A 12,913-nucleotide genomic window follows, 5' to 3' on the forward strand; every position below is an offset into this window, starting at 1 on the left:
GGCCGGGGTCACGGCGGTGGTTGACGACTTTGGCATCAGGCCGAGCGCCGCCGGTGCCGTGTGGGTGCGGGGTTGTCATGAGCGGCGGCCGATGGCGGCGTCCTCGTCGCTGGGGACGACGACCTGGTCGGCGGCGGCGCCCGCGTCGGGGTAGAGGGCGGCGAGCAGGCCGACACCGACGGCAAGGCCCACAAGCTGCGCGACGACGAAGCCGGGCACGGAGGTGGGGGCGATGCCGGCGAAGGTGTCGGTGAACGCGCGGCCGATGGTAACCGCCGGGTTGGCGAACGAGGTCGACGAGGTGAACCAGTAGGCGGCGCCGATGTAGGAGCCGACGGCCGCGGGTGCGACCGCGGCGCGGCCGGAGCGGGCGAGGGCGAAGATCAGCAGGATCAGGCCGGCCGTGGCGACGACCTCACCCAGCCACAAGTGCCCGGCGGCGCGGTCCTTGCCGGAGAAGTCGACGGCGGCGAAATCGAACATCAGGTTCGCCAGCACGGACCCGGCGATCGCACCCAGCACCTGCGACACGACGTAGCCGCCCAGGTCTCGGGCGGTGAGGCCGGTGCCGGCGCGGCGGCCGAGGAACCAGTCAGCGGCGGAGACGACGGGGTTGAAGTGCGCGCCGGAGACCGGGCCGAAGATCAGGATCAGCGCGCCGAGGGCGAACGCGGTGGCGGTGGAGTTCTCCAGTAGTTGCAGGCCCACATCGCCGGGGGAGAGGGTGGCGGCCATGATGCCGGAGCCGATCACGGCGGTGACCAGCAGGGCGGTGCCGATGAACTCGGCCAGCAGGCGCCGCCGAAGTGCGATGGTCATCAGTCTTTGTCTCCCATGATGGTGCTGTCCCGGATCGTCGAGCAGATTGGTTATCGGGTGGCGGGGACGTTCAGCGCGTCGAGCAGGCGACGGACGCGGCACCCAATCTCGTCGCGGATCGGCCGCACGTCGGCCAGGTCGAGCCCGGCGGGGTCATCCACGATCCAGTTCTCGTAGCGGGTGCCGGGGAAGAGAGGGCACGCGTCGCCGCAGCCCATCGTGACCACGATGTCGGTGGCCCGGACCACCTCGTCGGTCCACGGCTTGGGGAGCTCCTCCGAGATGTCGATGCCGCGTTCGGTCATCGCGCGGTCGCATAGGGGTTGATCTCGATGCCGAGTTCGCTGCCACCGGACCAGGCGATCGCCTCGTCGCCGGCCAGGTGGGTGAAGAAACCCAAGGCTATCTGGGAGCGGCCGGCGTTTTGGGTGCACAGGAACAGCACGACGGGGCGGCCGTCGCGGTGGTGCCCCTCAACCCGGGCGAGGGCCCGCAGCCGCTGGCGGGCGAAGCGCTCGGCGAGCAGCGGCAGGTAGTTCGCGGTGGTGGCGGCGGTGGCGAACTGGTCGTAGCTGGTCTGCAGGAACCGCTCGATGGTTTCGGTGCCGTAGATGCCGTCGAACTCCTCAGCAAGTCGCGTCGCGGCGGTGTGCAGGGCGACCTGCTGATCGAGGGTGATCTCCTGGAGGGGGTGGGCGGTGACGTCGGTCATCGGGGGCCTCCGGGCAGGATGGCGGGGGCGAGCCGGTCGACGCGGTCGGCCAGGTCGGCGTAGGCGGCCTCGAACGCCTCGTCGGTGTCCACACGCACCGGGTCCGGGACCGACCAGTGCAGGCGGGGGCGGATCGGGCCGGTCAGTTCCTCATGGGCGTTGTCACAGACGGCGATCACCAGGTCGTCGCGACGGACGACATCGGCGACGTGGGCGGTGCCGGTCGGGTCCAGGTCGAGGTCGTGGCGGTGGGCCACGGCCACCGCACGCGGGTGCACCCGGGTGGCGGGCTTCGTGCCGGCGGAGGCGACATCGCCGTGGGCGGCCTGCTTCCACAGCGCGGCGGCCAGCTGCGAGCGGGCCGAGTTGTGGGTACACACGAACACCACCCGGCCCACGCCGGCCAGCCGCGGGGTGGCGAGAGCGGCCAGCGTCTCAGGGCGCAGGCGAAGGTAGGTGCGGCGCCGGTCGCCCTCGGAGCGGCCCTTGACGACCAGGCCGGCGTCGGTGAGGACCTTGACGTGGTGGGCGACCAGGTTCGTCGGTATGTCGAGCGTGTGTGCGATCTCCCCCGGGGAGGCGTCGCCAAGAGTGAGCGCGTCCACGATCGCCAGGCGGGCCGGGTCACCGAGGGCGGCGTGGATGCGGGCCCGCCGATCGAGGGAAGAAGGCTCAGTATTCATTGAGTCAAATATCGCTGAGTAAATTTGCCGAGTCAAGCTGGTCTCGTGAAGGCCCGGATCTCAACGGGGGCCGGTGGGGGTGCCGGCTGATCAGCAGCAGGTCGCCAGATAGGACTGCAAGTCCGTCATGGCGGCGATGGCACCGTCGCGGTCGGCTCGGTAGAACACCGTCTTGCCGTCTCGCCGCGAGGTGACCACGCCGCCGCGTCGCAGCAGCGTCAGCTGCTGCGACGCCGTGGCCTGGCTGATGCCTACCCGCTCGGCCACCTCACCTACCGACATCTCGGCGCCGCGGGCGAACAGCATCATGATCCGCTGCCGGGTAGGGCTGCCGAGGGCCTTGAGGAACTCCTGCGTCTGCGGCGCGAGGCCCGAAGCGGCGCTCTGCGGCCTGGCCGGCTGGTCGGCGGCGGTCTGGCTCATGGTCACACCTTCCCTTGGCACCACCATATTGTCATTCAACGAAACGACGATATGTTTGTGGTGTGAACGATCAGGTCAATCCCGTGATCATCGTTGGCGGCGGGCAGTCCGGCCTCGCCGCCGCCCGCGCCGACCTGGACGCTGGCCTGCGACCCGTGGTCCTGCACTCCGGCGCCGAACCGGTGGGCTCCTGGCCTGACTACTACGACAGCCTCACTCTGTTCTCGCCCGCCCGCTACAGCACCCTGCCCGGCATGCCCTTCGACGGCGACCCGGACCGTTACCCGCACCGCGACGAGGTGGTCGACTACCTCCGCCGCTACGCCGACGCCCTGGACGTCGAGATCCGCACCTGCACCCGAGTCATCGCCGTGCGCCCCGGCGACAGCGGTGGATACCTCGTCCGCACCGACACCGGAGACGAACTGCCCGCCGTCGGGGTCGTCGCCGCCACCGGCTCCTTCGGCAACCCGTACCTGCCCACCCTGCCAGGGCAGAGCGAGTACACCGGGGATCTGCGCCACGTCGCCCAATACCACCGACCCGAGGCATACGACGGCAAGAGGGTCGTGGTCGTGGGGGCCGGAAACTCCGCTGTCCAGGTCGCCTACGAACTCACCGGGCGCGCCCGGGTGACGCTGGCGACCCGGGAACCGGTCCGGTTCCTGCCGCAGCGCATCCGCGGTCGGGACCTGCACCACTGGCTGCGCGTCACCGGCGCCGACCGCCTTCCGCGCCCGGTCATCACCCGGCTCATCCGGCACGCCGCCGTGCTGGACACCGGCCGCTACCACGACGCCATCACCTCAGGTGAGCTTCCCCGGCGCGAGATGTTCACCCGCTTCACCGCTGACAGCGTCGTCTGGAGCGACGGCACCACAGACGCCGTCGACGCCGTCATCTTCGCCACCGGCTACCGCCCGAACCTCGACTACCTCGCCCCACTCGGCGCGCTGAACCAGGGCGTACCCCGACATGCGGGCGGCATCTCCACCACCCATCCCGGCCTGCTCTACCTGGGGCTGGAATTCCAGCGATCCTTCGCCTCGAACACCCTGCGCGGTGTCGGACGCGACGCCGCGCACGTCATGGCAGCCCTCGCCGCAGGCGTGGACCGGCGCTCACGACTCACCCGGCAGGTGCGTCCCGCGGCATCCGGTGCCCAGCGGTCGGCGCCGCCCCTGCGCAGCGATGGAGCCGGCGGATGACGACGGGGGAGCGAGGTCAGACCGTGGCCGCGGCTGCCGGCTCGATCGACAGCAGCGCGGCGAGCTGGCGCAGGATCTGCGGTCGAGCCCGGTAGTAGACCCAGGTGCCGCGCCGTTCGGCGTCGACCAGGCCTGCCTCGCGCAGCGTCTTGAGGTGGTGGGAGATCGTCGGCCCGCTCAGGTTGAACGCCGGCGTCAGGTCGCACACGCACGCCTCCCCGTCCTCGGCGGAGGCGATCATCGACATCAGCCGCAGCCGCACCGGGTCGCCGAGGGCCTTGAACGCGGGCGCGAGCACCGCGGCCGTTTCGGCGGGAACCTGGCTCTGTGCCAGCGGAGGACAGCACGGCACGTCGGCGTTCAGGTCGATGAGGGGGAGCGGCGCCTGTTGCTTCGACATGCCTCTAGGTTGACATCCCTCTAATCAACGTGCAACTGTCTGATTCGACGGACGTCGAGACAGGCGTCCTTGGAGGAAGTGAGGCTCCGTCATGTTCGGGTTCCCCCGCCGCTCGCGCTCACCGCTGCCTGGTGTCCGGTTCTGCGACTCCTGTGCCCAGCTGTCCACCGCCGCCCAGCGCGCCGAACGCCGTCTCGACCGCGCCCGCACCAGTGCCTACACGCTGATCAGCCCTCGCTGAGAAGAGGATCCGACATGAGCCAGAACACCCCCACCGCCGGCGGTTTCACCGGCGACCCCGCCGCGGCCCTGCAAATCACCGGCTCCGGCGCCTGCTGCGGCAGCCCGGCACAGGCCGTCGGCGGCATTCTCCCGCCGGCCGGCGCAACCGCCAGCGGTGACCCGTGCTGCGGTACCCGCCGGGCCGCCCGGGCGGCTGACTCCTGCTGTGGCACCGAGGCCAGGGCCGACGCCATCGCCGCCGGACAGGGCTGCTGCTCATGACCAGCTCAAGCAACCTCGCGGACCTGCTCGAGCAGGTCAGCGCCGACCGGATGGTCGCCACCATCGCCATCCTCGCCTCCGACCCGCTAGCCGGGCGACGGGTCGGCTCGACGGGCGGGGCGGCGGCCCGCGCCTGGCTCCTCGACCAGCTCGCCGCCGTCGGCGCGGACGTCCGCACCGAGGAGTTCCCGGTCCGCGCCGTGCCGCAGGTGTATGCGGCGCCGACGGTCACCTGGGGCGGTCGGGACGGCACCACGGAGTTGGTGTTTGGACGGCAGGTTGCGATCCACCCGGCCTCCGCCGACAGGCCGGACATCCGTCGCGGCGCCCTCGGCGTCGTCGGCAAGGACGACCCGGCGGGGCGGTGGCTGGTCGTGCCGGCCGACGTGAGCCTGTTCGACGCCTACCGCGACACCCGCGGCGCGGCCGGGTTGCTGGTCCGCCGCCCGGTCGACGCCGAGGGTTGGCATTTCACCATGCTCGCCGGCCCGGACCCGGGGCCGTTGCCGGTGCTGACCCTCGACCCGGACACCCACCACGCCGTGCTCACCGCCGCGACCGCGAGGGACAGTTGGCTGGCTGGCGCCACGCCGCTGCGCCGCGACGACGTCACCGGCGCCAACATCCACGCCTGCCTCCGGCAGCCTGTCCCCGCTGGCGCCGACCTGCTGCTGACCGCGCACTACGACGGCGTTGGCGACCACCCCGGGCTTCGCCTGCCCGGCGCCTCGGACAACGCTACCGGCGTCGCCGTGGTCCTCGAAGCCGTCCGCGTTCTCGCCCCCGCGCTGCCGGCTGGTGCGGGACTGTCTGTGGCGCTGCTCGACGGGGAGGAGGTCGGCGCTCTCGGCTCCGCCCACCACGCCAGTCAACTCCGGGCCGCGGGTGCCGCGCCGTTGGTCATCAACGTCGACGGCGCCGGCCGCCTGGAGGGGGCGGTCGCGGTGGAGGCCGGTGGGCCTGCCCACCGTCTCCTCGCCCTGCTCGACCAGGCCGGGCGCCATACCGGTATCCCCCTGGCCGCGGGTCCGGTGGCATCGGACAACCGCCGCTACGGCGGCGCCGGGTTCGCCGCAGTGGGGATCGGTGCCGGCATGGGCGGCTACCACAGCCCCGCTGACACCCCCGACAAGGTTGACCCCGCCACCCTCGGCGCCATCGCCCGTCTCGTTGTCGCCACCGCTCACCTCACGGCGGCGGCACCCGCTACACTCTCATCGCCAATCGGCGATAAACGATAGAGGGAGTGGTGGTGGGCGACCTCCTCGACCGGGACACCGCGCAGACCTACGCCTCGTGGTTCCGGGCCCTGGCGGACCCGACCCGGGTGCAGATCGTCGAGTACCTGGCCCGGCACGCCCGGCCGATGAGCGTCGGGGAGATCGTCAGCGCCGTCGGCTTGGCTCAGTCCACCGTCTCCCAACATCTGAAGATCCTGACCGAGGTGCGGTTCGTGCTCGTCGAACCGGTCGGCACCGCCCGGCACTACCGCATCAACGACGCCTGCGTCGGCTGCTTCCCGTCGGCCGCTGACGTCGTCATGGGCCGCCCGGCCCCCACCCCGAAGGGAGCCTGCTGATGGCCGACATCACCGTCCGCCCGATGACCTCGGACGACGCCGATCGTGTCCTCGCCATTTACCAGGCCGGCCTCGACGGCGGCGACGCCAGCTTCGAGACCGCCGCACCGACCTGGGCGGCCTTCGACGCGGGCAAGCTGCCTGACCACCGGCTCGTGGCCGTCGACGCGGACGACACCGTCCTCGGGTGGGTGGCGGTGTCGCCGACGTCGAGCCGGGCGGTCTACGCCGGGGTGGTCGAGCACTCCGTCTACGTCGACCCCGCCGCCCAAGGGCGTGGCGTGGCCCGGCTGCTGCTGGACGCGCTGATCGCCTCCACCGAGGCCGCCGGCATCTGGACCATCCAGTCCGGCGTCTTCCCCGAGAACACCGCCAGTCTCACCCTGCACCAGCGGGCCGGGTTCCGCGTCATCGGCATCCGCGAGCGGGTCGGCCGGCACCACGGGCGGTGGCGCGATGTCGTCCTGCTCGAGCGGCGCAGCCCCGTCATCTGAGCCCTTCGGCTCCGCCCGCCGGCGCACAACTGCACCTTCTTGATTAGATAGTTTTCAACACAGAGGAGTTTTCCGATGAGCACCCTGGACGAGCTGCCCGTCGTGGTGATCGGCGCGGGCCCGGTGGGTCTGGCCGCCGCCGCCCACCTGCACGAGCGTGGCCTGCCCTTCCTTGTTCTGGAGGCCGGTGACACCGCCGGCGCGGCGGTGCGGCAGTGGGGGCACGTGCGGGTGTTCTCCCCGTGGCGCTACAACGTCGACCCGGCCGCGCGCCGGCTGCTCGACGACGCCGGCTGGGTCGCCCCGGCCGAGGACGCCCTGCCCACCGGCGCCGAGCTGGTCGCCGACTACCTCCAGCCCCTGGCGGAGCTGCCGCAGCTCAAGCCGCACCTGCGCTACGGCGCCCGGGTGGAGGCGATCAGCCGCCTCGGCCTGGACCGGCTGCGCACCGCCGGCCGCGAGCAGACGCCGCTCCTGATCCGCCTCGCCGACGGTGACGAGCTGCTGGCCCGCGCGGTCATCGACGCCTCCGGCACCTGGGGCACCCCCAACGTCCTCGGCGCCTCCGGCCTGCCCGCCCGAGGCGAGACGGACGCGGCAGCGTTCCTGGAGCACGCCCTGCCCGACGTGCTCGGCGCGGACCGGCACCGCTTCGCCGGCCGGCACACCCTCGTCGTCGGCGCCGGCCACTCCGCCGCGAACACCCTGCTCTCCCTGGCCGAGCTGGCCGCCGCGGAGCCGGGCACGGAGGTGACCTGGGCGATCCGCTCCGCGTCCCCGGCCCGCACCTACGGCGGCGGCGACGCCGACGCCCTACCCGCCCGCGGCGCGCTCGGCTCCCGCCTGCGCGACCACGTGGACGCCGGCCGGATCCGGCTGCTCACCGGCTTCTCCGTACACGCGCTCACCCCGGCCGACGGCCGCGTCGCCGTGGTCGTCCGGCACGCCGACGGCGGTGAAGAGTCGATTGTGGTGGACCGGATCGTCGCCGCCACCGGCTTCCGCCCCGACCACTCCATCGCCGCCGAGCTGCGCCTGGACCTCGACCCGATCATGGGCGCCACCCGCGCCCTCGCCCCGCTGATCGACCCGAACGAGCACTCCTGCGGCACCGTCCCCCCGCACGGCGCTGACGAACTCGCCCACCCCGAGGTCGGCTACTACGCCGTCGGCATGAAGAGCTACGGCCGCGCGCCCACCTTCCTCATGGCCACCGGCTACGAGCAGGTCCGCTCCGTCGTCGCCGCCCTCGCCGGCGACTGGGACGCCGCCCGCGACGTCCAGCTCGACCTGCCCGGAACCGGCGTCTGCAACAGCAACCCCGCCGACTCCACCGGCGCCGACAGCTGCTGCGGCCCCGCCCCTGCAGCCCAGCCGGCCGCACAAGGGCTCGCCACCGGGATCTCCGGCGGCCTGCTCTCCGCACCGCTCAGCCTGATCAGCCTCGACACCCCGACCAGCGGCCAGACCGGCGGCTGCTGCTCCAGCTGATGCCCACCATCACGACGGCGCCCGCCGGCCCCACGGTCGGCGGGCGCCACGGGTGGCGCATCGTCGCCGCCCTCGCCATCACCTCCACCATCGGCTACGGCACCCTCTACTACGCATTCGCCGTCCTCCTCGGGCCCATGGCCGCCAGCCTCGACGCCTCCACCACCGCCGTCACCGGCGCGCTCACCGCCAGCGTCCTCGCCGGCGCGCTGATGGCCATCCCGGTCGGCAGGTGGCTCGACCGGCACGGCGGACGAGCCCTCATGACCGCCGGCTCGATCACCGCCACCGCGCTCCTGATCGCCTGGTCCCAGGTCCACACCATCGGACAGCTCTACGCCGTGATGATCGGCATCGGCATCACCGGCGCAATGGTCCTCTACGAACCCGCCTTCGCCGTCATCGTCTCCTGGTTCACCCCCGACCGTCGCCCCACCGCCCTGCTCGCGGTCACCGTCGTCGCCGGATTCGCCAGCACCATCTTCATGCCCCTCACCGGCCTGCTCGTCGCGCAGCTCGGCTGGCGCGGAGCCCTGCTCACGCTAGCCGCGGTCCATGGCGTAGTGACTGTGCCGCTGCATGCCCTCACGATCCGTAGACCGCCCCAGGTCAGGGCACCCATCCCGGCGGCGCGACCGGACCACACTCTGCGACGCATCGCGGCGCGCGCCGCGATGCGCGACCGCCGCTTCTGGATCCTCGCCGCCGCCCTCATCGCCCACGGCGCCGCCACCAGCACCATCGGCGTCCACCTCGTCGGCTACCTCACCAGCCGCGGCCATCCCGCCACCTTCGCCGCCACCACCGCCGGGCTCCTCGGCGTCCTGTCGGTCACCGGCCGACTCGTCCTCACCAGCGCCCGCCGCCGCCTCCCGATCACCACCATCGTCGCCACGGTCTTTGCCATTCAGGCGGGCGCTGTCCTCGCCATGCCCTTCACCGCGGGAAGCCGGGTGGGCGCCGTCATCACCGTCACTGGATTCGGACTCGGCTTCGGCATCGCCAGCCTCGCCACCCCAGCTCTGCTCGCCGACCGCTACGGCACCGCCGCCTACGCCACCATCGCCGGACGACTCGCCGCCCCCGTCACCACCGCCAAGGCCGCTGCACCCCTGCTCGCCGCCACGCTCCTACCGCACGGCGGCTACCACCTACTACTCGCCGCGGTCACCACCGCATGCCTCCTGGCCGCCGTGGGAATGCTGTCCGTGGGGAGCAGAAGCGAGGGGGACGAGCATGACGACAACCCCGGCCAACCGCCGCAATAGCCTGCGGTGCCCCCACCCCGATCATGAGTAGCCCCGCTCCGGGCAGCTGAGGTTCGCCCCGACACGACACGCCTGGCGCTACCCTGACCCGACAGGCGGTACGTCCCACCGCTGAACCAGGGAGCTGCCGATGACCGGCGCCGCGGGCTCGGAAACGGATGTGCTGGTGGTCGGCGCCGGGCCGACCGGCCTCACCATGGCCGGGCAGCTCGCCCGGCACGGCGTACGGGTGCGCCTGGTCGACCGGGCAACCGACCGGGTGCACGAGTCCCGGGCGCTCGCGGTTCAGCCCCGCACCTTGGAGGTCCTCGCCGGGTTTCGTCTGGCCGACAAGATGGTGGCGGCCGGCAACCCAGCGGTCCAGCTGATCGTGCACGCGGGACGGCGGCAGCCTGCGGTGCGACTGTTCGACCTGGGCCTGCCCGACACCGCGTACCCGTATCTGCTGTTCCTGTCCCAGGCAGAGACAGAACGGCTGCTCGGCGAGCACCTCGCCTCGCTCGGCGTGAGCGTCGAACGCGGTATCGAGCTGGTCGGCCTGGACCATACCGACCAGGCCGCGGTCGCCACGCTACGCGACCGCGACGGCCGCGAGGAGCGGGTGCCGGCCCGATACGTGGTGGGCTGCGACGGCGCGCACAGCGCGGTGCGACAGTTCGCCGGGATCGGCTTCGAGGGCGGCGCGTACCCGCAGACGTTCGTGTTGGCCGACCTGGAGGTCGACGGCGTCGAACCCGGCGCGGCACACGCCTTCCTCGCCGGGCGAGGGCTGATGTTCCTGTTCCCGCTCGGACACCCGGCCAGTTGGCGGATGGTGGCGATGCGACCCGCCAACGACGCGACACCGCCGAGTGCGCCGGTCCACCTCACCGAGCTGCAGACGCTGACCGACGCTTACGCAGGCGGCGCGCTGCGGCTGCACGACCCGGTGTGGGCAACGAACTTCCGGCTGCACCACCGGGCCGCCACCGCCTACCGCGCCGGACCGGTGTTCCTGGCCGGCGACGCCGCGCACATCCACAGCCCGGCCGGCGCCCAAGGCATGAACACCGGCATCCAGGACGCGGTGAATCTCGGCTGGAAACTCGCCCAGGCCCTGCAGACCGACGCCGACCCGGCCCTGCTGGACAGCTACCACTCCGAGCGGGCACCGGTCGGCCAGACGGTGCTCCGGTTCAGCGACCGCGCCTTCACCGTCGCCACCACCACCAACCCGCTGGTCCGCTTCGCCCGCACCCGGCTCGCGCCCGTCCTGCTGCCAGCGGTCCTCGCGCCCCGGTTCGTGCGGGCCACGGCGTTCCGCACGGTCGCTCAGCTGTCCATCCGCTACCGCCGCAGCCCGCTGTCCACCGACGGCCGGCAGGCGCCGCGGACGGGCCCGCGAGCCGGCGACCGGCTACCCGACGCCCCGCTGGCCGACGGCGGCTCGCTGCACCGGCTCACCGCCGCGCCCGGCTGGCACCTGCTGCTCTGCGGCCCACCCGAGGGCTGGCCCGCGCACGAGATCGACGACCTGACCCGGCGCCACCGCGGGCGGCTCACCGCACATCACCTCGCCGGCCCGGTGGGGGCAGCGCTTGAGGCCGACGACCAGGTGCTGCGCCGGCTGGGCGTCACTCCCGGCGCGCCGGCCGCTTATCTGGTGCGTCCGGACGGGCACGTCGGCTACCGCGCAGGCGGCACCGACCTGACCGGCCTAGGTGCCTACCTGCGCCGCTGGGTCGGACCCTAGCCTCGCCCTGAACGGTGGCCACTTCGGCCGGGCTGAAGCGGTCAGGCAGGGCGGCATTGGTCGGTGCTCGACCCCTCAGTCAGCTGAGCTGGCCCACTCCGCAGTACGTGGCGAAGCGGCGGGGGTCCTCGTCTGGTTCGACCGGCCAGTCGGGTCGCCACTCGGGCAGCTGCACCAGCCCTGGCGGGACGAGGGTGAAGCCGCTGAAGAGCCGTTCGATCTCGGGCCTGGTGCGGAGAGTCATCCGGGCGGTGTTGGCGTATCCCTGGTCGTAGGTGTCGCGTAGCGCCAGCGCGTCGGGCCGTTCGTCCGAGGAGGCGTGGGACAGGGCGAGGTAGCTGCCCGGGGCGAGCCGGTCGCGGTAGTGGGCGATGATCGGGGCCGGGTCGTCGGCGAGCTGGTGCAGGACGCCCACCAGCAGTACCGCGACTGGTTGTTCGAAGTCGATCGCTTTCCGCAGTGTCGGGTCGTCGAGCACGGTGTCGGGCTCGGTGAGGTCGGCGTGCAGCACCACGGCCCGCGGGTCGTCGGTCAGGAGGCGCCGGCTGTGGTTCACCGCCACGGGGTCGATGTCGACGTAGGCGACAACGGTGTCCGGGGCGGACTTGGCGGCGATCTCGTGCACGTTGCCGACCGTGGGGATGCCGGAGCCGAGGTCGAGGAACTGTCGGATGCCCGCGGCGACGAGCGTGCGGACCGCGCGGCGCAGGAACGAGCGGTTGGCTCGCATGATGTGCCCGATATCGGGCATGGCCTGCTCCATCCGGGCGGCCAGCGCGCGGTCCGAGGCGAAGTTGTGCGACCCGCCGAGGAAGTAGTCGTAGACCCGTGCCGGGCTTGGCGTGTCGAGATCCGGGGTGAGATCCATGACGTCAGTGTCCGTCGACGGGCCTGTTCCGCGCTGCCCCCGTGGAGCAAAGCCGACCATCTGTTGGCGGTCTCGTGCCGAGACTGGCGGAGCAGGGTGGGAGCAACTGCACGCGCCGAACGGCATTGAATGGCTTCCGACGGGCACCAGCGGTCAGCAGCACGACCGCCGCGAGCAGGCGTTTCGAGCATTACGGGCAGCGGATCACCCACTTCCAATCTGACGGTGTATACGGTCCGGGCATGAGTGAGGATGCCTTCCTCTTCCGGCCGGGCAGCGGCCCGCGTGGGCGGTCCAGATCAACTATCGGTCGTCGCGACGGCAAGACGCGCCGGCAGCTATCCGGACGCTGCTGAGGCTCGGTGGTGTCGCCGTTGACGACTTCGTGGATCACGTCTGGACGGTCCAGGAAGTTGAGACCGGTGCCGTTGTCCGTGGTGGCAGATCCGGCGAACCACCGGTGCGACCGTGACGCCGGACGAGGGCGCTCCTACGAATCAGGGGCGAGTGGTCCGCACCTGGTTCGCAAGAGGTCGGCGGGTGACGGAGGAGTGGTGTGAGATGTCGAGAGGTGGCACCTCTCTATGTCAAGCCGTCGGCAGCAGAGAGGCCTCCGTGTCTTTGAACATGGTGCGGTGGACGACGTCGGACAGGCGCCGCTTCCGGCACCGCATGGCCTCTTGTGGGTCTTTGCGGCGGCTCGTACGCGCTAGCCCGTGTTTCGTAAGGGCT

General features: G+C 72.0%; 16 protein-coding genes. 9 read left to right on the top strand and 7 right to left on the bottom strand.

The window, feature by feature from the left end; all coding sequences use genetic code 11:
- Positions 1 to 75: 75 nt before the first annotated feature.
- The 5 genes from LQ51_RS26910 to LQ51_RS26925 form a co-directional block, all read right to left on the bottom strand.
- Positions 76 to 819, bottom strand: coding sequence for an aquaporin (locus tag LQ51_RS26910; RefSeq protein WP_046570491.1), 744 nt, complete (start codon positions 817 to 819; stop codon positions 76 to 78).
- A 50-nt stretch (positions 820 to 869) separates the two neighbouring features.
- Positions 870 to 1,124: an arsenate reductase/protein-tyrosine-phosphatase family protein gene (locus LQ51_RS34635; protein WP_369799900.1), complete on the bottom strand. Its 255-nt coding sequence runs from the start codon at positions 1,122 to 1,124 to the stop codon at positions 870 to 872.
- On the bottom strand, positions 1,121 to 1,531 hold the full coding sequence (locus tag LQ51_RS34640; protein WP_369799901.1) for a three-helix bundle dimerization domain-containing protein: 411 nt from the start codon (positions 1,529 to 1,531) through the stop codon (positions 1,121 to 1,123). The genes LQ51_RS34635 and LQ51_RS34640 overlap by 4 nt, the downstream gene beginning before the upstream one ends.
- A complete protein-coding gene (locus tag LQ51_RS26920; RefSeq protein WP_046570493.1) occupies positions 1,528 to 2,214 on the bottom strand; it encodes an arsenate reductase/protein-tyrosine-phosphatase family protein in 687 nt (228 codons plus the stop codon). The genes LQ51_RS34640 and LQ51_RS26920 overlap by 4 nt, the downstream gene beginning before the upstream one ends.
- 90 nt (positions 2,215 to 2,304) lie before the next feature.
- Positions 2,305 to 2,637: an ArsR/SmtB family transcription factor gene (locus tag LQ51_RS26925; RefSeq protein WP_046570526.1), complete on the bottom strand. Its 333-nt coding sequence runs from the start codon at positions 2,635 to 2,637 to the stop codon at positions 2,305 to 2,307.
- A gap of 62 nt (positions 2,638 to 2,699) precedes the next feature.
- Here LQ51_RS26925 and LQ51_RS26930 point away from each other — a divergent pair, with 62 nt between their 5' ends.
- Entirely contained in the window at positions 2,700 to 3,845 is a 1,146-nt protein-coding gene (locus tag LQ51_RS26930) for a flavin-containing monooxygenase (protein ID WP_082159679.1), read from the top strand.
- A 16-nt stretch (positions 3,846 to 3,861) separates the two neighbouring features.
- Here LQ51_RS26930 and LQ51_RS26935 read toward each other — a convergent pair whose 3' ends face one another.
- Positions 3,862 to 4,245 (bottom strand): ArsR/SmtB family transcription factor, encoded by a 384-nt coding sequence (locus LQ51_RS26935; protein WP_046570498.1) that lies wholly within the window; start codon positions 4,243 to 4,245, stop codon positions 3,862 to 3,864.
- Positions 4,246 to 4,336: 91 nt separating this feature from the next.
- Between LQ51_RS26935 and LQ51_RS33070 the strand changes: the two genes are divergently transcribed.
- From LQ51_RS33070 to LQ51_RS26970, 8 genes are all read left to right on the top strand, one after another.
- A complete protein-coding gene (locus LQ51_RS33070) occupies positions 4,337 to 4,486 on the top strand; it encodes a hypothetical protein (protein WP_156313259.1) in 150 nt (49 codons plus the stop codon).
- Between the two features lie 14 nt (positions 4,487 to 4,500).
- Positions 4,501 to 4,749, top strand: coding sequence for a hypothetical protein (locus tag LQ51_RS26940; protein WP_046570499.1), 249 nt, complete (start codon positions 4,501 to 4,503; stop codon positions 4,747 to 4,749).
- Positions 4,746 to 5,990: a M28 family metallopeptidase gene (locus tag LQ51_RS33075; RefSeq protein WP_046570501.1), complete on the top strand. Its 1,245-nt coding sequence runs from the start codon at positions 4,746 to 4,748 to the stop codon at positions 5,988 to 5,990. Before LQ51_RS26940 ends, LQ51_RS33075 begins: the two co-directional genes overlap by 4 nt.
- Before the next feature lie 11 nt (positions 5,991 to 6,001).
- A complete protein-coding gene (locus tag LQ51_RS26950; RefSeq protein ID WP_046570530.1) occupies positions 6,002 to 6,328 on the top strand; it encodes an ArsR/SmtB family transcription factor in 327 nt (108 codons plus the stop codon).
- Entirely contained in the window at positions 6,328 to 6,822 is a 495-nt protein-coding gene (locus LQ51_RS26955) for a GNAT family N-acetyltransferase (RefSeq protein WP_046570503.1), read from the top strand. Before LQ51_RS26950 ends, LQ51_RS26955 begins: the two co-directional genes overlap by 1 nt.
- Positions 6,823 to 6,897: 75 nt before the next feature.
- Complete coding sequence (locus LQ51_RS26960) at positions 6,898 to 8,313, top strand: FAD-dependent oxidoreductase (protein ID WP_046570505.1); 1,416 nt, start codon at positions 6,898 to 6,900, stop codon at positions 8,311 to 8,313.
- A complete protein-coding gene (locus LQ51_RS26965; protein ID WP_046570506.1) occupies positions 8,313 to 9,581 on the top strand; it encodes an MFS transporter in 1,269 nt (422 codons plus the stop codon). The genes LQ51_RS26960 and LQ51_RS26965 overlap by 1 nt, the downstream gene beginning before the upstream one ends.
- 130 nt (positions 9,582 to 9,711) lie before the next feature.
- Positions 9,712 to 11,313 (top strand): FAD-dependent monooxygenase, encoded by a 1,602-nt coding sequence (locus LQ51_RS26970; protein ID WP_046570509.1) that lies wholly within the window; start codon positions 9,712 to 9,714, stop codon positions 11,311 to 11,313.
- 79 nt (positions 11,314 to 11,392) lie between these two features.
- On the opposite strand, the gene LQ51_RS26975 is transcribed toward LQ51_RS26970, so the two are convergent.
- Positions 11,393 to 12,181 (bottom strand): SAM-dependent methyltransferase, encoded by a 789-nt coding sequence (locus LQ51_RS26975; RefSeq protein ID WP_046570510.1) that lies wholly within the window; start codon positions 12,179 to 12,181, stop codon positions 11,393 to 11,395.
- Between the last annotated feature and the right edge of the window lie 732 nt (positions 12,182 to 12,913).

Source organism: Micromonospora sp. HK10 (assembly GCF_000982955.1).
Lineage (GTDB): Bacteria > Actinomycetota > Actinomycetes > Mycobacteriales > Micromonosporaceae > Micromonospora.

What these genes read in the sequence shown, in the direction of transcription:
- LQ51_RS26910 (WP_046570491.1), bottom strand. Translation starts at nt 819, where the DNA reads ATGACCATCGCACTTCGGCGGCGCCTGCTGGCCGAGTTCATCGGCACC.
- LQ51_RS34635 (WP_369799900.1), bottom strand. Translation starts at nt 1,124, where the DNA reads ATGACCGAACGCGGCATCGACATCTCGGAGGAGCTCCCCAAGCCGTGG.
- LQ51_RS34640 (WP_369799901.1), bottom strand. Translation starts at nt 1,531, where the DNA reads ATGACCGACGTCACCGCCCACCCCCTCCAGGAGATCACCCTCGATCAG.
- LQ51_RS26920 (WP_046570493.1), bottom strand. Translation starts at nt 2,214, where the DNA reads ATGAATACTGAGCCTTCTTCCCTCGATCGGCGGGCCCGCATCCACGCC.
- LQ51_RS26925 (WP_046570526.1), bottom strand. Translation starts at nt 2,637, where the DNA reads ATGAGCCAGACCGCCGCCGACCAGCCGGCCAGGCCGCAGAGCGCCGCT.
- LQ51_RS26935 (WP_046570498.1), bottom strand. Translation starts at nt 4,245, where the DNA reads ATGTCGAAGCAACAGGCGCCGCTCCCCCTCATCGACCTGAACGCCGAC.
- LQ51_RS33070 (WP_156313259.1), top strand. Translation starts at nt 4,337, where the DNA reads ATGTTCGGGTTCCCCCGCCGCTCGCGCTCACCGCTGCCTGGTGTCCGG.
- LQ51_RS26940 (WP_046570499.1), top strand. Translation starts at nt 4,501, where the DNA reads ATGAGCCAGAACACCCCCACCGCCGGCGGTTTCACCGGCGACCCCGCC.
- LQ51_RS33075 (WP_046570501.1), top strand. Translation starts at nt 4,746, where the DNA reads ATGACCAGCTCAAGCAACCTCGCGGACCTGCTCGAGCAGGTCAGCGCC.
- LQ51_RS26955 (WP_046570503.1), top strand. Translation starts at nt 6,328, where the DNA reads ATGGCCGACATCACCGTCCGCCCGATGACCTCGGACGACGCCGATCGT.
- LQ51_RS26960 (WP_046570505.1), top strand. Translation starts at nt 6,898, where the DNA reads ATGAGCACCCTGGACGAGCTGCCCGTCGTGGTGATCGGCGCGGGCCCG.
- LQ51_RS26965 (WP_046570506.1), top strand. Translation starts at nt 8,313, where the DNA reads ATGCCCACCATCACGACGGCGCCCGCCGGCCCCACGGTCGGCGGGCGC.
- LQ51_RS26970 (WP_046570509.1), top strand. Translation starts at nt 9,712, where the DNA reads ATGACCGGCGCCGCGGGCTCGGAAACGGATGTGCTGGTGGTCGGCGCC.
- LQ51_RS26975 (WP_046570510.1), bottom strand. Translation starts at nt 12,181, where the DNA reads ATGGATCTCACCCCGGATCTCGACACGCCAAGCCCGGCACGGGTCTAC.